The sequence below is a fragment of the Ornithinibacillus liuyingii genome (assembly GCF_055550225.1).
Map to the genome: position 1 here is coordinate 134,388 of NZ_JBPWOS010000002.1, position 17,299 is coordinate 151,686.

General features: G+C 37.7%; 14 protein-coding genes and 2 riboswitches. Of the genes, 8 read left to right on the plus strand and 6 right to left on the minus strand.

Annotated features, from left to right (window positions below; translation table 11 throughout):
* Window positions 1-3 precede the first annotated feature (3 nt).
* The 3 genes from ACSKT4_RS03580 to ssuE all read right to left on the minus strand — a co-directional run bounded on the left by ACSKT4_RS03580 (window position 4) and on the right by ssuE (window position 3,404).
* Window positions 4-1,797 carry a cation:proton antiporter gene (locus ACSKT4_RS03580; RefSeq protein WP_339217813.1) on the minus strand — a complete coding sequence of 598 codons (1,794 nt, stop codon included), beginning with the start codon at window positions 1,795-1,797 and terminating at the stop codon, window positions 4-6.
* A gap of 197 nt (window positions 1,798-1,994) precedes the next feature.
* The gene (locus tag ACSKT4_RS03585; RefSeq protein WP_186869141.1) at window positions 1,995-2,801 is read right to left on the minus strand and encodes a YitT family protein; all 807 of its coding nucleotides are present in this window, start codon (window positions 2,799-2,801) and stop codon (window positions 1,995-1,997) included.
* Window positions 2,802-2,861: 60 nt separating this feature from the next.
* Entirely contained in the window at window positions 2,862-3,404 is a 543-nt protein-coding gene (ssuE, locus tag ACSKT4_RS03590; RefSeq protein ID WP_186869142.1) for an NADPH-dependent FMN reductase, read from the minus strand.
* Window positions 3,405-3,565: 161 nt separating this feature from the next.
* Window positions 3,566-3,675: riboswitch (SAM riboswitch) on the minus strand.
* A 122-nt stretch (window positions 3,676-3,797) separates the two neighbouring features.
* A riboswitch (SAM riboswitch) is annotated at window positions 3,798-3,905 on the plus strand.
* Window positions 3,906-4,005: 100 nt separating this feature from the next.
* Here ssuE and ACSKT4_RS03595 point away from each other — a divergent pair.
* Both ACSKT4_RS03595 and ACSKT4_RS03600 read left to right on the plus strand, forming a co-directional pair.
* A complete protein-coding gene (locus tag ACSKT4_RS03595) occupies window positions 4,006-5,055 on the plus strand; it encodes an LLM class flavin-dependent oxidoreductase (protein WP_186869143.1) in 1,050 nt (349 codons plus the stop codon).
* A gap of 18 nt (window positions 5,056-5,073) precedes the next feature.
* Window positions 5,074-6,027 (plus strand): ATP-grasp domain-containing protein, encoded by a 954-nt coding sequence (locus tag ACSKT4_RS03600; RefSeq protein ID WP_465822832.1) that lies wholly within the window; start codon window positions 5,074-5,076, stop codon window positions 6,025-6,027.
* 652 nt (window positions 6,028-6,679) lie between these two features.
* Here the strand turns inward: ACSKT4_RS03600 and ACSKT4_RS03605 are convergent.
* Window positions 6,680-7,441: an SDR family oxidoreductase gene (locus tag ACSKT4_RS03605; protein ID WP_343457779.1), complete on the minus strand. Its 762-nt coding sequence runs from the start codon at window positions 7,439-7,441 to the stop codon at window positions 6,680-6,682.
* A 152-nt stretch (window positions 7,442-7,593) separates the two neighbouring features.
* Here ACSKT4_RS03605 and ACSKT4_RS03610 point away from each other — a divergent pair, with 152 nt between their 5' ends.
* Complete coding sequence (locus tag ACSKT4_RS03610) at window positions 7,594-8,178, plus strand: TetR/AcrR family transcriptional regulator (RefSeq protein ID WP_343457780.1); 585 nt, start codon at window positions 7,594-7,596, stop codon at window positions 8,176-8,178.
* Here ACSKT4_RS03610 and ACSKT4_RS03615 read toward each other — a convergent pair.
* Entirely contained in the window at window positions 8,175-8,498 is a 324-nt protein-coding gene (locus tag ACSKT4_RS03615; protein WP_465822833.1) for a hypothetical protein, read from the minus strand. The genes ACSKT4_RS03610 and ACSKT4_RS03615 overlap by 4 nt on opposite strands.
* A gap of 302 nt (window positions 8,499-8,800) precedes the next feature.
* Between ACSKT4_RS03615 and ACSKT4_RS03620 the strand changes: the two genes are divergently transcribed.
* Window positions 8,801-9,961 carry an alpha/beta fold hydrolase gene (locus ACSKT4_RS03620; protein ID WP_465822834.1) on the plus strand — a complete coding sequence of 387 codons (1,161 nt, stop codon included), beginning with the start codon at window positions 8,801-8,803 and terminating at the stop codon, window positions 9,959-9,961.
* A 432-nt stretch (window positions 9,962-10,393) separates the two neighbouring features.
* Here ACSKT4_RS03620 and ACSKT4_RS03625 read toward each other — a convergent pair whose 3' ends face one another.
* Window positions 10,394-11,170: an ABC transporter substrate-binding protein gene (locus tag ACSKT4_RS03625; protein WP_465822835.1), complete on the minus strand. Its 777-nt coding sequence runs from the start codon at window positions 11,168-11,170 to the stop codon at window positions 10,394-10,396.
* 592 nt (window positions 11,171-11,762) lie between these two features.
* On the opposite strand from ACSKT4_RS03625, the gene ACSKT4_RS03630 reads away from it, so the two are divergent.
* The 4 genes from ACSKT4_RS03630 to ACSKT4_RS03645 all read left to right on the plus strand — a co-directional run bounded on the left by ACSKT4_RS03630 (window position 11,763) and on the right by ACSKT4_RS03645 (window position 16,782).
* The gene (locus ACSKT4_RS03630; RefSeq protein WP_465822837.1) at window positions 11,763-13,700 is read left to right on the plus strand and encodes a hypothetical protein; all 1,938 of its coding nucleotides are present in this window, start codon (window positions 11,763-11,765) and stop codon (window positions 13,698-13,700) included.
* A 3-nt stretch (window positions 13,701-13,703) separates the two neighbouring features.
* Window positions 13,704-14,552, plus strand: coding sequence for a hypothetical protein (locus tag ACSKT4_RS03635; protein ID WP_339216319.1), 849 nt, complete (start codon window positions 13,704-13,706; stop codon window positions 14,550-14,552).
* The gene (locus ACSKT4_RS03640) at window positions 14,542-15,330 is read left to right on the plus strand and encodes a DUF6339 family protein (RefSeq protein ID WP_339216317.1); all 789 of its coding nucleotides are present in this window, start codon (window positions 14,542-14,544) and stop codon (window positions 15,328-15,330) included. The genes ACSKT4_RS03635 and ACSKT4_RS03640 overlap by 11 nt, the downstream gene beginning before the upstream one ends.
* A gap of 489 nt (window positions 15,331-15,819) precedes the next feature.
* Entirely contained in the window at window positions 15,820-16,782 is a 963-nt protein-coding gene (locus ACSKT4_RS03645; protein WP_339216315.1) for a hypothetical protein, read from the plus strand.
* The last annotated feature ends 517 nt before the right edge of the window (window positions 16,783-17,299 follow it).

The window sequence follows — 17,299 nt, forward strand, 5'->3', positions numbered from 1 at the left end:
GGATTACTCCTCCAGCACTAAAGCAACAAGCTGATCCCCCTCATCGAGCGTGAGTTTTTCCTTCAACGTAACCAAGACAATGTTGCCATTTTTCTTTTTAATACATAATGGAGTACCTGTAAATGGCAGGTCTTCCTTAAGGACAGTCTTTTTCTCTTCAATAAAGAAATTCTTTAGTTGATAGCCAATATTAACCTTTTTGTTTAATTCGGTAAAGCTTTCTCCCTCGCCAAATAATAGGTTGGCTTTAATAGAAGGTGGGAGCTCTGCCCCTTTGGAATTCTGCCTTTTAGCAGGGAGGGCAAAGATATTTTGGTAGCCAAACTCTGGAATATACGATTGGCAAACGAGTGCATTGTATGCGACATCGCCTGTCATCGCTAGCATCCTATCATACGGAGTCATATCAATATCGAATTCGCTTTGCTCGGATAAAATTTCCCCATGATATGTTTCTATCCCTAATGTTCTTGCTTGGTGTAACCGGGTATTAGACGTATCGGTAATTAATACCGGTGTCCCCATCTCTTTTAAATGAGCGGCTAATGCAATGGAAAAACTGCTAGCCCCAACCATCACGACACCAGTTGATTCATTATTAGCCAAGCCTAGCTTTCTCGCGATTGGACCAATTGAAAATCCATGTGCACAAACCGTGATCAACACTAGTGCTAAGGTTAATGGTGTTAAGATAGTAGCATTGGAATAGCCATCCTCAACCAGTATTCCTGCAAAATAACCTGAAACCGTCAGTGCGACAATCCCTCTCGGTGCAATCCACCCAACTAGTGCTCTTTCTTTTAAGGTCATTTCTGTACCAATGGTGGAAGTCCAAATAGAAAACGGCCTTACGACAAACAACATAACAAGTACAAAGGCAATAATTGGCCATGTGAAGACATCAACTATCGTTTCTCTTGTAAGGGAAGCCGTAAGTAAAATAAACACGGTTGATGTAAGCATGACAGAAATGTTCTCCATGAAATGGGTCACACTACTGATAGAGTGAACATATTTTTTCGTTCTTGCGAGTGTTAATCCCATCACCGTAACAGCCAGCATCCCAGTTTCATGCATAATCGATTCTCCGATGGTAAAGCAAATGAGCACGAAACAAAAGATGATAGGAGACTTTAGGTATTCAGGGAACCAGCCTTTTCCTGCTAGAAAACTTACTACTATTCCAATCACAATCCCCACTACCACCGCTAAAAGGGAGTCAATAAAGAATGGAATAAAATTATGAAAGCTAAACGATTCTAATGATGTAATCTTAATAATCTCATAGGCAAAGAGGGCAAGCAACGGCCCGATTGGATCAACAATAATACCTTCCCACTTTAAGACAGAAGATACCCGTGAGGTTAATTTTGCTTGTCTTAATAAAGGGATAATAACGGTAGGACCTGTTACGACAAACAGGCCACCAATAATAAACGATATTTCTAAACTAAGTCCTGCAATGAAATGAGCAGCTAAGGAGCCACCAATCCAGGCTAACGTAGTACCAAACGTGACGATTCGGAATACCGACTTCGATACCCCCTTTAATTCCCGTACATCTAAGCTTGTACTACCTTCAAATAAAATTAATGCCACTGCAAGCGAGATAATGGGACTATAAAGACTCCCAAGCGCTTCTTGCGGATTAATTAATCCGAATACCGGACCAATTAATAATCCGGCAACAGACATGATGACAATAGATGGCCATTGAATTCTCCAGGCTAACCATTGTGATAAGATACCGAGTGAAATGACAATAACAATACTAATGAGTACAAATTCTGTATGAATATCTAGTCACCTTCTTATGTTATATGTAAATGATTGGAATAAGCGTATTTTATCACTGGCTTCGTTCAATAGCTAATGTAATGTTTTATTTTTTTGCTAACATAGAAAAATGAATACGACTACTAACATCTTATCCCCAAATTCCTTTTCTATTAGGGTGAAAATAGAAAAGGAAGCAGGGCAGACGAGTTCTTTCGTTAGTTCTTTGCAAATTCACCATCAATTTCAACGGTTTGAAAGATGTTAATAAACGCTTTGTCATCGTGTTGACGAACGATTTCTTTAATTTTCACGGTCTCATAACGGGTCACGACCATCATTAGAATTTGTTTCTTTTCTTCTGTATAACCACCGAATCCCTCCGTAATCGTAATCCCACGATAAACGGATTGCAGTAATTCTTTTCTAATTTGATCTCCTTTTGATGTCACAATCTGCATGGTCAGTTTGATATGACTTGTGTGAATCGCATCGATAACTTTCCCCGTCAAATAAATAGATAAAAGGGTATATAATGCAATGTCCCAGCTGAAGATAGCACCAGATAGCAGGACAATGACACCATTCATTCCGGTAAGGAGTAGCCCTACACTAATATTACTATTACGGGAAATAATAATCGCGATAATGTCCAACCCACCAGAGGTTCCGGAATATTTCAGTATGATACCGACTCCAATTCCACCAATAATTCCTCCAAAGATGGTTGAAAGCAAAATATCATCCGTTATCGCAACTACTGGTAAAATATATAAAAAGAAAGATAGGGACACGACACAAATCAGCGTATTCACGGTAATCCTCTTCCCTAATTTAACATAGCCCAATAAGAGTAACGGTAAATTAAAGATAAAGGTCAGAATTCCGATATCAAGTGGCGTAATGAGTCCAATTAAAATAGCTATACCACTAACGCCACTACTTAAGATACCAAAAGGGACCAGAAAGAAATTAAAGGCAAATGCAACAATAAAGGATCCGATGATGACGATTATATTTTTCATGATGTAACTCTCCCTAGTGTATGTAAATTAGTATCTTTAGCTAAAATTCTGCTGAATCATCTAAATGGGCGTTGTCTGCCTGTGAACTACTAATTTACAGAAATAATCAAGCTGTTTTCTTGCTCGCTGTATGGTTTCCTCATCTACTATTGGTATTTCCCTCTGTTTATTGATTGTTTGATCCAATAGGTAGAGGCCTTTTAAATTATGCGCCTTTAATGTGGCTAATAGTGGCTTCAGTGTATATTCGAGGGCTAAAAGATGGGAAGGACTCCCACCAGTCATAATCGGAAGGACTGGCTTATGCTTCAACACATCCTGTGGCAGAAGATCAATGAATGCTTTTAACACCCCGGAATAAGCTCCCTTATAAACCGGTGACCCAATCAGGATACCGTGGGCATTTTCGATTAATGCTGTCATTTGTTTTATTTTTGGACTGTTTATATTCATGTCAAAAAGATCTTGATATGGTACATCTCTTACCGAAATATGGGTTACTGAAAATTGTCTATCATGTAATAGGCTCCCGAAATAACGTAATACCTGCTCAGAGCCAGATAATGTAGCAGTACTACCAGAAAATATAACGATCTCACTCATTCCTACTCAACCTTTCCTATTTCCTTGCATCGATTCATTTGAAAAATGGACATTCGGTCCTTTTTGCGATTGTGTTTTTTCCTAGCATTTACTTCCTATCAGCAGAAAAATCCCTTATTCTTCTGGTGAGAATAAAGGGATTTTACATTGTTGTATGTAATCTCTTATCTCTCAAGAATAATCTCGTCGGAATTAGCACCTTTCTGACATGATATATCAGAGGTTGCTGAAGCGTCATCGGGCCTGTTCCCTCGACTTCTCTTGATAAGAAGTAGTGGTGTGCAATTATTGTTATATTCTATTCGAACAATTCCTATCAGTCAAGTAGGAATTAATGATTGACAAGGTGGAAAGGGTTACTTTATGATAGAGGAAATAATCAAATAATTTTTGATCTTATCAAGAGAGGTGGAGGGACATGGCCCTTTGAAGCCTCGGCAACAGGTTCTTTCATAAGAATACTGTGCCAATTCCATCAAGCAATTGCTTGGAAGATAGGAGAGTGCAAACTTATTTTTAGTAGTTATCTCTTTTCCTATCTAGGGAAGGAGATTTTTTTATGTTTTACAGATAGAACACAAGTGGATGAGGAGGAAGTTTTATGAAGTACGGATTTTGGTTACCGATTTTTGGCGGGTGGTTACGTAATGTCGAGGATGAAAAGATGCCACCAACGTTTGACTATGCAAAGAAAGTAATTCAATCAGCAGAAAAATGGGGCTATGATACTACCTTAATTGCGGAGCTTTACTTGAATGATATTAAAGGCACAGACAAGGATTCCTTAGAGGCATGGTCTACTGCAGCAGCTTTAGCAGCCGTAACAGAAAAAATCGAGATCATGACAGCGGTTCGTCCCGTGTTTCATAATCCAGCTGTTACAGCAAAAATGGCGGCAAACATCGACCATATTAGTAATGGACGCTTTACCTTAAATGTTGTTTCTGGCTGGTGGGCCGAGGAGGCGAAGCAATATGGTGGTGATTTTACCGCACATGATGAACGATATGACCGAACAGCAGAGTTTATTGAGATTCTGAAAGGATTATGGACGGAGGAAACCTTCTCCTATCAGGGCCAGTTTTATCAAATAGAGAACACCAAGCTTTCCCCTAAGCCAGTCCAACGGCCAAACCCAATTTTATATGCGGGTGGCGAAAGTGAGAAAGGGAAACAGGTCATTTCATCGCTTTGTGATGCGTATGTCATCCATGGACATACGGTGGAGGAAGCACAAGCCAAGATTGCTGATATGAAACAGCGTAGACAAGAAGCAGGACGAGAGCCTTTCCGCACAATTGGGATGGCAGCCTACGTCATTTGTCGTGATACAGAGGAAGAAGCACAGGAAGAATTAAAACGAATCACAACCGTAAACGACCTAAGTGGATATGCAGGATTTAAAGACTTTACATCGAAATCAGAGCTGGAACAGCAGATTCAACTACAGGATTATTCCGTATCCAATCGAGGAATTCGTCCAAATCTGATCGGCACACCGGAGCAAATCGCGAAACAAATCATCGCCTTTGAGCAGGTAGGGGTAGACTTACTATTGTTACAATGCTCCCCACAGCTAGAGGAATTAGAGCGATTCTCACAACAGGTAATGCCTAAGGTAGAAGAATTACGCTCCGCATTAACAAATTAGAAGCAGGGGGTTTTTATGATGAGTAAAATTTATGTGATACATGAGAATAGTGAATGGACAGAGCATTTATTCAAGCGATTGGAAGAGTTAGATTTACCCTATGAAGATTGGAATCTAGTACATGGCACGGTGGACCTTACCTCCGTTCCACCTGAAGGAGTTTTTTATAGCCGTATGAGCGCCTCCTCCCATACAAGGGGACATCGCTTTGCCCCAGAATTAACAAGTGCGGTTCTTTCCTGGTTGGAGCATCATGGCAGGGTCGTCATTAATGGAAGTCGTGTGCTCCAGCTAGAAATAAGTAAGGTCCTACAATATTTGGAGCTTGAGAAATTCGGAATTAAGACCCCGAGAACGATTGCCGCAGTAGGAAAAGCTGACATTTTAAAGGCAGCGAAGACATTTGAAAGAAAGAAATTTATTACCAAGCATAACCGAGCAGGGAAAGGGCTTGGTGTACAACTTTTCACTTCAGTGGAGGCATTAGAGCAATATTTAGATGGGGATAGCTTTGAAGAACCAGTGGATGGCATTACATTACTTCAAGATTATATCGAGTCCCCGGACTCTTTTATCACTCGTTGTGAATTTGTTGGAGGGAAATTTCTCTATGCTGTTCGCGTTGATACTTCGGAAGGCTTTGAATTATGTCCGGCAGACGCATGCACAATAGATGATCTCTTCTGCCCAGTAGGCGAAGAAAGCTCCCAACCAGCAAAATTCCAGATAAGAGAAGGCTTTAACCACCCGATCATCGAAAAATATGAACAACTACTAGCAGCTAATCATATTCATATCGCTGGAATTGAATTTATTGAGGATAAAGATGGCAATATTTTTACCTATGATATTAATACGAATACAAATTATAATAGCGAAGCAGAAGCAAACGGTGGGGTATATGGAATGCTTGCGGTTGCAGAGTATTTAGGGAAGGAATTGGCGAAGGTTGTGGAGTTGGTAGATTTGTAGAGTGTGTGGGTAGGCTTGGGCTCGCGCGGGTGTAGGTGTATTTCGCGCGAGAAAGGATAAGTGTCGCGCGAGGAATAGTGAAAAAAGCGCGAGCCTGGAGTGAAATCGCGCGGGGTAGTGAATGTGGCGTGAAAGGTGATGGGAGTCGCGCGAAAATGGGAGAAAGTGTCGCGAGTTAAGGGGTTTCTCGCGCGAAAAGGGTAGAAAGTCGCGCGAGAGTAAGTTTGATTGAGAACGGAAAGTAGAGTTCGCGCGGGGAGAAGTAAAAAAAGCGCGAGCCTGGGGAGAAATCGCGCGGGATTGTGAATGTGGCGCGAAAAGTGATGGGAGTCGCGCGAAAATGGGAGAAAGTGTCGCGAGTTAAGGGGTTTCTCGCGCGAAAAGGGTAGAAAGTCGCGCGAGAGTAAGTTTGATTGAGAACGGAAAGTAGAGTTCGCGCGGGGAGAAGTAAAAAAAGCGCGAGCCTGTGGAGAAATCGCGCGGGGTAGTGAATGTGGCGCGAAATAGGATAAGGTTCGCGCGAAAAGGGAAGAAAGTGCCGCGAGTTTAAGTGATTCCCGCGCGAAAAGGAATGAATCTCGCGCGAGTTAGTAATATTCTCGCGCGAAGTTTTACTACTACTTCGCGCGATTTCTTTCCATGTATAAATGAATTAAAATGCTGCGGTCCATCCACCATCTGCAGTGATGACTGTACCATTTACAAAGCTAGATTCGTCGGATGCTAGGAATAATGCAACTTGTGCTACTTCTTCAGGTTTTCCAATGCGTGGGATAACACCTTGGACTGGTTTGGTGCGCTCCATTCCAAATGGGTTAATGTTTTTCATGGATGCAGAAATGTTGGTTTCCACTGCACCTGGAGCTATTGCATTACAGCGGATGCCTTTTTGTGCATACATGTAGCCGGTATTTTTAGTAAGACCAATTACCGCGTGTTTAGAGGCTCCGTATGTTGCACCAGCATGGGCACCATTCATGCCACCTGTTGAAGCGGTGTTGATGATGTTGCCTTTTCCTTTTTCCAAGAAAATAGGAATGGCTTTGCGCATGGCACGCATAACACCCTTCGTATTAATGTCGAAAATTAAATCCCAACGCTCGTCCAAAATATCGCCAACAGGTTCAAAGCCATCCATAATACCAGCATTGTTAACTAAAATGTCTAATGTTCCAAATTCATTTACTGCTGTGTCAATCATGTTATCGATGTCTTCTTGTTTTGCGACGTTTACTTGAATAGCCTTCGCTACTCCACTGTTTTCTTTGATACCGCTTACAACCGCTTCCGCACCGTCCAGGTTTAGATCAGCAACAATCACTTTAGCACCTTCACTAGCATAAAGCTCTGCAATAGCCTTCCCCATTCCAGATGCTGCACCAGTTACAACGGCAACTTTGTCTTTTAATTTCATGTAATCTCCTCCTATACTTGTCAAAAATAATGAACATGTGTACAGTAAAATTATACGACAGCTCTTCGTGATTAACAAACAACGAAAAGTCGGAAAAACGTTGATTAGTCAACACTTTAGGAAGCATATGTTGATTTTAGGGGTGAAAAAATTTGAAACATGATTTAAGAGTGATCAAAACGCAGGAAAGTTTACGCCATGCTTTGTTGGAATTATTGAAAAAGAAGCCTTTAGAGGATATTTCGGTAGCGGAGTTATGCCGCTTAGCACAGATTAATCGTGGGACATTCTATTCGCATTACAAAGATGTGCATGAAGTATTTAAGCGCTATTTAGAAGTGATTGTGGATGATTTTAGACGGGCTTACGAGGAACCGTATCTTAAAACAAGTTTTAACATAGAAAAAATGAGTGCAGACATGATCCAAATTTTCCATCATGTGAAAAAATATCAATCCTTTTATCAAATTGTCTTTGACCGACAGATTCCGATGATGTATTATTATTTGCTTTTTGATACGGTTCGTTCGTTTATACAAGAATCACTTGAGCAGTCAAAGCTAGTACCGGATAGTACAGTACATATCGATTATTTAATTAGCTACCAGTCCAATGCCATCCTCGGATTGTTAATGGAATGGCATCGACAGGATTACCAATCATCCGCTGAAGAATTAAATGAACAATTAATCATGATTCTCTCGCTTAATAGCCCGTTTCGAGCAGGGCGGGGTTAGGATATATTTGTTTTTAAAAATTCCATATCTTCTTTGGTCAAGGGCTGTTGGTTAATGGTTAGGGAGCTTGGCTTGGTGATGTATCCATTCTCTAAATCTTTTTCTGGTAGGTAGCTCGGAATGGGGTAATCGACCAGGTTTCCGGCAATATCATAAAAAAGATAGCCCTCTTTTTCGTCGTAAAGAAATGAGTTAATTTTCATATTTGGTGTTATAAATAAGGTCATTTTCTCCTCATCATTCCAAATCATCTTGATGAGGACTTTTTTATTTAGTTTCTTTTCTACTAATGCTTTCCATGTGGTTAATGAGATTTCCATTGTTGTTCCTCCGAGTTATTGATGTGTTTTAGTTTACCACGAATGAGGTAATTATTCTCTTCTCATACTATAGATGGATGTCTTATTACGGTCATAAGGAAGATGAACTGATGGAAGAATTTAAGTTAACCGCGGAGGATGGGCTAGAATTATCTGTAGCGTTGTTTGAGGCAGTTAGTCTGCGGGAGTATGAGCCTGCTTCGGGAGAATATGTGGCCGTGTGGGGAGAGGATGAGCCCGAAGTGAGAGAAGATGCGCCCGTGTGGCGGGAAGATGCGCCCGAAGAGGAGGAGAATGCGCCCGTGCGGCGGGAAGATGAGCCTGAAGTGGAGGAAGATAGGCCCAAGGCGGAGGAAGATGCGCCCGTGCGGCGAGAAAATGAGCCCGAAGAGGAGGAAGATAGGCCTGTCCCGCGAAAAGATGTGCCCGTGCGGCAGATACATGAGCCCAAAGAGGAGGAAGATGCGCCCATCCGGCGAGAGAATGAGCCCGAAGAGGAGGAAGATAGGCCCGTCCCGCGAGAAGATGCGCCCGTTCTGCGAGAAGATGCGCCCAAAGTGGAGAAAGATGCGCCCAAAGTGGAGAAAGATGCGCCCGTTCTGCGCGAAGATGAGCCCAAAGTGGAAGAAAATGAGCCCGCCCCGCAAGAACATACTAAGAAATCAAAAGCAATAGTACAAATAATTCATGGTGCGAACGAGCATAAGGAACGGTATTATGATTTTGCTAACTATTTGGTTAGGCATGGGCTAACTGTCATTATTTCCGATACACGGGGGCATGGTTATTCTGTTAGTAAGGATTATCCATTAGGGTATATGAATGGTGTGGAAGAGATTGTGGCAGACCAGCTTCTTATTACGCGCTATGTGAAAAAGCGGTTTCCTAATCAGGATGTTTATTTAGTTGGTCATTCCCTTGGGTCTATCTTTGCTAGATGTTATCTGCAGGAGCATGATCATGAGATAAAGAAGCTAGTATTAAGTGGAACCGCTAATTATGTACCAGGGGTTAGCCTTGCTCTTATGATTGGTAGCGTGCTTTCGTTTTTCTCTGGTAAGCATGGCTATAGTAAAATCCTCCGTGATATGGGTGGCAATAGCGAGGACAATTCCTGGCTTAGTTATAATGAGGAAAATATCGAGAATTATCTTCTTGATCCTTTGTGTAATTATGAATATCAAAACAGTGCCACCTTAACGGTATTTAGCGCCGATCGTGAGCTCCATCGCTTTCACAAATATCAATGCAGGAATCCAGAGCTGAAAATTCTTAGTATCGCTGGGGCTGAGGATCCGATTACAGGTGGAGCGAAAGGGTTGAAGGATTCTTTAGGTTCTTTGCGAAAAGTGGGGTATAAGCATATTACGAGTAAGGTGTATCCGAGGATGAAGCATGAGGTGTTGAACGAGGTGGAGAATGCGGTTGTTTATCGAGATGTGCTGGAATTTTTATTGGGGTGAATTTTCTTGATGGTGTTAGATAGGGCTGTCAGTTTTCTGCGCTAACCTAGTCACTACAAGCCATTTAAATAGTGGTTGGTCATTTTGATGTGTGATGAAAAAAGAAGTAATCGCTATCCACTGAATCTGGGGCGGTTACTTCTTTTTATAAAGGATATGGAATTTTCCGTAAATGCTAGACAAAATGGAACATCTAGGATTCGGAATTATCTTTTCCTCGCTTCTTCTCGATAAAAACCCAGCATAGTAGAATACCCAAAATAATAGGACTACTAGTGTTGCGAAATATTTTTGACCTATAGGAAGATAAATTCCCAATAGAACAGCAATGATGAGAAAGGGTGGTAAAAGTATTCCGTATTTTTTCCAGTGCATAGGATGTTCACTCCTTTATCATCACATTTTACCACGAATAAACAGATTATTCTTTCATTATCCTGAGAACTTTTCTCTAAAATAAGCAGCAGCCTGTATCATCTTAGCCCCATACCAAAACATCTCCCCATCGACAATGACTGGTTTTACATCGGGTAACATCGCTTGAAATTCTGTTATATGTTTTTCCCGGAATGGGTATGGTTCGGTGGCTAATAAGATGAAATCAAGCTCTGCTTGGCGAAAATCTTCTTCTGTGACTGCTGGATATCTGCCTTCCAGCGCTGTGAAGGGGTTAGTAAAGCCCATTTCCGTAAGTAACGATTGAATGTATGTGTCTTTTCCCACGACCATGTACGGTCTTTGCCAAATGACATAGGCAGCGCGTTTGCCCTTTACATTTGGTAGATGTGAGATTTCGTGTTGAATTCCTTCTACTAGATTGGTAGATTCCGCCTCTCGCTCGGTTAATCTTCCCAAATCAGCAATCATCCGATAAACATCTGCAATGCTTTTCACTTCAAAGACGAAGACAGGGTAAAACAGCTCAAGCGTCTCGACAATCTCTTTCGTATTCTCTTCTTTTTCCGCGATAATAAGATCAGGCTTTAAATCATGAATGCGGTCAAGCTTAATTTCCTTTGTTCCCCCAATGTTTATTGCTTGTTGGACTTTGTCCTTTGGATGAATGCAGAATCGTGTGCGTCCAACGATTTTATCTTCTAGTCCTAGGTGGTACATCGTTTCGGTGATAGCTGGGACTAGGGAGATGATTCGTTTTGGTGGGTGGGGTAATGGAACTGTTCTTCCAATATGGTCTTTTATCGTCAGCATAGTGAACCTCCTATTTATAATAATATAAACTTTAAGTCTAGCAAGTATAATTTATTCTAAAGATAACGATTACTTCAACCGGAAGGGAGAGCATCTTGGTTATAATCCCAAATTTCATTGATTTTATGGCTAATTAACAATATTAGTATAAATTATAAAGTGAATTCCTAATTGCCCACTATATTACTATGTATTTTGTTAATATTAATTTACCACAATAGAAGAATAGGGAATATAAAAACGGAAAGTATGTTATTTCTAATTTCGTATGCTAATCATAAAAAGGGTTTACTATGTTGGGCCTTATGTAGATTTGTCAGTATTTGTTATTAACTTACATATTTATGTTTAATTTTATTGTAATATTGCAACGAAATAAATAGTCTTAAAATGTCTTTTTGGTTAGAAACGATAATTTACTAGTTCATTTATCACGATTTCGTTCATGATTTTCAATTAATCTGTGATAAAATAACTACATAACAAGAAAATTTTAACAATCTAAAATTTTTTAGACAAAAATCGAATTTGGATATATGTATTGAAGTCTAATTTGAAAAAGTCTATGAAACTAATAGAAAGGGTGATAACTTTGCAATTAGAAAAGCTAAAAAGTAGAAAATGGAAATTCTCACCAATCCCAAATATAGAGGAGTCTAGCTTTAATAAATCGTTAGAGTGGTTTCATGATATGGGAGTAAATGGATTAACGAGAGAAAACATACAAAATTCACTTGATGGTCGTCTGTTACACGCTGAAGGACCGGTAGTCTTGAAAATAAAAACTGGAAGTATTAATAAGAATGATATCCCTGGGATTGAAGATGTAATAGAACGAATTTTAAATCTTGAAGGACGTAACAATTACACAAATGAAACAATTAATCATATGAAAATGAAGATTAATCAGGAAGATGTTAGATATATATCTTTTGAAGATATAAACACTAGGGGATTAACAGGTGCAAAAAATGGACAGAGCAACTCCAAAAAAGATACATGGGGTATTTATGCATACAATAAAGGGGTTCACTTTGAAGAGGATAATAATGAAGTAGAGGTTTCAAGGGGAGGATCTCATGGTATTGGTAAAATTGCTTCGAATGCTGCATCTGATTTGCACGTTATGTATTTTGCTAACTGTGATGAGAATGGGGAACAACATTTAGGCGGAACAGTACAATTGATTGAGCATATGTATGAGGGTCAGGCTTTTAGATCTACCGGCTATTTTACTGATATTGAGCTTTTAGGAAATAATATTTCGAAGTTTTATCCATATGAGAATCACTTCCATGACGTATTTAAAAAAGATACAAGAGGATTAAAGATCATAATCCCATATTTTCGAGCAGATTATGATGACGAAAGGTCCATCATTAAAAGTATTTGTGATAGTTTCTTTATATCGATTATAAACAATAAGTTGGAAGTCCATGTGAATGAGAAAGTAGTTTCAAAAGATACAATATTAAATTATGTGAGAGATCAAGCGTATTATAACCAAGATATTACGGAGGCAAAAAAGGAATTTACTCCTTTGTATCTAGATACATATTTGAATGCGCCTTCAGAGGAGATCGTTGTATCAAATGGAGAAGAGGACTTTCATTTTAATCTTTATTTTACGTATGATGAAAGAATTCCAAAAGGGAGAGTAGCGGTTGTACGAACGATTGGGATGAAGATCGAGGACTTTACGGTTAAAGGAAATGCTACTAAACCATTCAATGCAGTATTAATAGGTGGCCCTAATGAAGATGCCTATTTAAAATCGCTTGAAAATGAATCACACACGAAGCTGACTAAAGACCACTTTAACGATGCAAAGTTAAAAAGGCTAGCTAAGAAGTTTATAAATAATCTATCAAAGGAGATTGCTAAGGTAATTGAGGAGGCAATAAAGAAAAACAATCCTACAGATGGTCCAATGAATACAGAAGATATTCTCTATGTGGTAGAAACCCAATTTAAGAAAGACTTAGAGAATTCACTAGGTACTGTCAAAATAAATAAAGGTAAGACTCTAGTGAAGACTACCGGGAAGCAGTCAAAAAAGGAAAAGCGTAATAAAAGAGTAGATAATGGGCAAAAAGTAGATAATAAGAAAGATCTTACTAAGAGAAAACGTGATCCCTTAAAATGGCAAAGGAGCAATGATGAATTTGATAACACAATTGCAGAAGGAAAAGAGCGGTATAGTGCGCATCCAGAGATAGTAGAAAGGGTAATTTTGAATGATAAAGAATTGATTAAATTCGATTTTGCCAAAAGTGATCAACTAGGTGCAGCAAAAGTTTGTGATATTTCTCTATCGATTATCGATGGGATGGGTACTGAATATAAAAATGAATTTAAAATACAGGACAATTATCAGGAAATTATAGACATTAATGCTGGACAATCCTGTGATTTTAATAAAAATGTAATTAAAAATGTCCAAATTGAAAATGGAGTTGCTCAGCTCAAGTTAAAGCTAAAGAATACGTTCAATCGATCTTTGAAGTTTGTTTATTATGTGGAGGTGTAATAAGTGATTTATCGAAAAGATGCTAACTTTCCATACCCTGTCTTATCCAACACATCTCACAGTTATGAAGCGGGTGGTTTCGACCTGGATGTAAATGTAAGTGAGAATGTAGATTGCTTTCATTTTGACTTTACTTATGAGATTGATTCTGAATTTATAATTAGTCTATTAAAGAGAAGGAAGGCCCAATTAATCTTAATTATCCAATCTAAGGATAATAAATTTTTTAGACTAGAGCCAGGACAAAGAAATGTGAGAATTCATAAATCTCGTATATCCCTTAATAAACGTACTTCCATCCAATTACATATACAAGCTTTACAAGATGTCAATTTTGCTGACAATAATGATTTGGCTGAATTCTACATCCAATTTAAAGAAGAATTGAATGTTCCTAAGTTTTCATTATTAGGATATTCAAATGTAATTGTATTTGATGGTAGTATTACAAAACCTTTTGATCTTTTTGAAAAAAAGGTAGATGAGAATTTGAAATCTGATATAAAGATTGAGCTTGGACAAGAAACCATCATAATTCATTATAAAAAACCGGAATATCAATTTAACCATCTTCCCAAAAGTAATGTACTAAATAACCCTTATATCTATACAGGTTTATCTAAAGCTCTACATACCTTTATATTAAATAATAGCGAAGATGGAGATGTTGATTTAGAAAGCTTAGATGAACCGGACGGGTCCCTAGATTTGAAACTTTATAATTTGATGAGGAAAAAGAAGGTTACAAAAGTGAATATGGATAATATTGATGAAGTCATATATTGGATTTCTGATCGTATTATTGAAAGATACACTTCTGCATTAGGAGGGTTAGTTACTGATGGAAATTAGATTATTAGCAAAAGGCTATAAGTCATTTGTTGGGTTATACCAGGATTTTTTAGAAGATAGAATAAACTTAAATGATGATTATTTTTCTAACGAGGTTGTCTATATTAGAGAGGCCCCTGATTTTCCAATATATTTAGGAAAGGGAAGTGAAGAAGAAAAAAGAGAAAAATTCCTTAAAGCATTTCATGTAATCTCTCAATCTTATTTAGATATGGATAGAGAACTAGTTTTAGATGAGAGATTTTGGCATTCTTTACTTTTGACACAAAAAAGAGAGTTTATTTTAAATCATTATCCTGAGGTTAAAGAAGGAATTAGTAAGTTTAATAATGTGGTACTAAAAAAGTTTGATTGGGAGAATTATATTTATAAAAGTATACTCGGAGCTCAATATATTATGGACAATACTAGTAATGCTGATGAGCGTGAGAGATATTATGAATTAGTTATTGAGAACTTAGATCTTTATAATTATATTATTAAGTATGAGATTTTTCGTAATGATAAATTCTTAATGAATATATTAGATATAATAGATGAACTAAAAATATCAAAAGTATTAAAGGCAAAAATAAAGGGGCGCGAAGATCTTGGAGATGATGAACGTTATGGAAGACGAGTAATATTTGAGTTTAATAAAAGTTATCCGGTGATTATGGCTCCAATGCTTGAGAAAGAAGATTTAAAAAAACAATTTCTTACGTATCTGAGTTATTACTATGATATATCACAATTGATTTCAAAAGAAGAGGATAGCAAAGTTAGAATTGGAATATAAAATTTATATTCCAACCATCCTGACAACATTCCTTTTCAAGTTGAATCTGCTAATCTTTTCTTTGGAATTAATATCTCTAATATAACTAAAAATGAAAAAATGGGTAAGCAAGATGGCTTATTCGCTGTTCTAGATAAGAAAATCAAGCAACAAGAGGAATTTAATATAGAGGAACAAGTTGAGCTTCTAGCTTACTTGAAAAATATGAATTAGAATTTATTGGCCATCAAGATAAAGTTTGCTCTTTTTGGGTTATAGGTGATAATAGAATTGAAGCATATTTAAATCATTAAAAGGATTAGGAGATTTATATTAGATCTAAGTCGTCTGGTGATAGGTCATCGAAACATAAGCTGATTGGTTTTGATATAAATAGTGGAAAAGTATTGCTAAAAATTGTCAGCGTTATTATTAGTCAATAAAATAGAAACTATTATGAATTATAACTTATAACTTATAACTTACAGTATAAAAGGGTGGGGATTATTTATGGGGTATCAAAATAACGAAATAACTAGAAATGACTTTGAAAATGAGATTTTGGAAATGGAAAAAAAGTACTTTGAAAAATTGAGAAATGTAATAGAATCATCAGAGTTTATTAATGACTTATTATTAATTGAAAAAGAAATTAAAGAGAACTATCCTGAATTTAGAGATATTTGGGATTTGAAAAACAAGATAAAGATACCTGCTGAAAGAGTAGTACTTCATCATATATATACACAATGGCATTCTGAGATTCAGGGAATATACCCTTCCCCAGTTAGTTCTGATGTAGGAGTCCGGATGGAAGATGCAGTTATTTGTGTAGATATAAAGACAATTGATACAAATGGTAATAGTGGGGATATTAAGTCTACTCAAGTGGAAAAAAATCAAACGTCATTTGTTAATAAAAATTACCCATATATTTCTACAGTCTCCAATTTAAAATCAATAGATCATTATTCTAGATTGCCAGTATTAACATATATTGTAAAAATAATATATACAGATGATAATTATAGCTTTAAACTCTCTAGAGATAATCATCCATCGTTAGTATTAGTTTGTATTCCTAACGGTGAAATTTCTAAATTATTCGATTATAATATAATTGACAATATTAAAACCTATGATTATTTCTCAGAATCTGAAGATAAACGTTTTAAGATGATAGAGATACCATCTAATCTAAATAATAAGGATGAGATTGAAAGTTTTATGGACAATGAATGTGTAAATAAACGTAATTTTAATAAAGTTAGAGTTGGAAATAAGACTGCTTATTTCGACATGGTATCAAGAACTCTCTGGTGGAAGACAACGCATAACAAAAAAAAAGTAATTAGAGCAGTGAAATCAGGTTCAAATGTTAGATTTAATAATGAAATACTAAGAGAAAGAGTAGATACTTATGGAAACGAATGGAAAGGATACCTTGAATTACAGTTACCTTCCCCCTTGTAAAAGGTATTATTTAAAAAGAAATAGCCCCAAACGGGACTATTTCTTTTTAGTGTGCGTCAGGCATGACGACTACCTGAGTGGTTGGTGAAAGTCCACTGTGGGGTACCCATCAACTAACCACTATAAGAAACGAAGGTTCTTATCGCGAGGTAAGGGCAGAAGGATGCGTGTATCAATATCATGGCTCGACGAACAGAAATCTGATACCAAGGCTCTATTGGTGGAAAAGACTTCAAAACAAGTCAAAGTCTGAAAGATGTGCTTAACCCTATCGAGTAAAAGAGGAAGATAGTTGTCTTACCCTGAGGGACTCGCGGACAACTGAGGAGTTCCATATAAAGAAAGCTGGTCTTAAAAGTTTATAGCGAGAAGTCAGCCGATGCAATAGTAGTGACGAAATCATGAAAGGCTGAACAATTTATAGTGTTTTCTACGTCATAAAATGTACGGTAGATATATTTCTGAATGTGTTAATGAGGAAAGTATGAGCGTATCTCGGAGGGTACTCAAAAGAGAA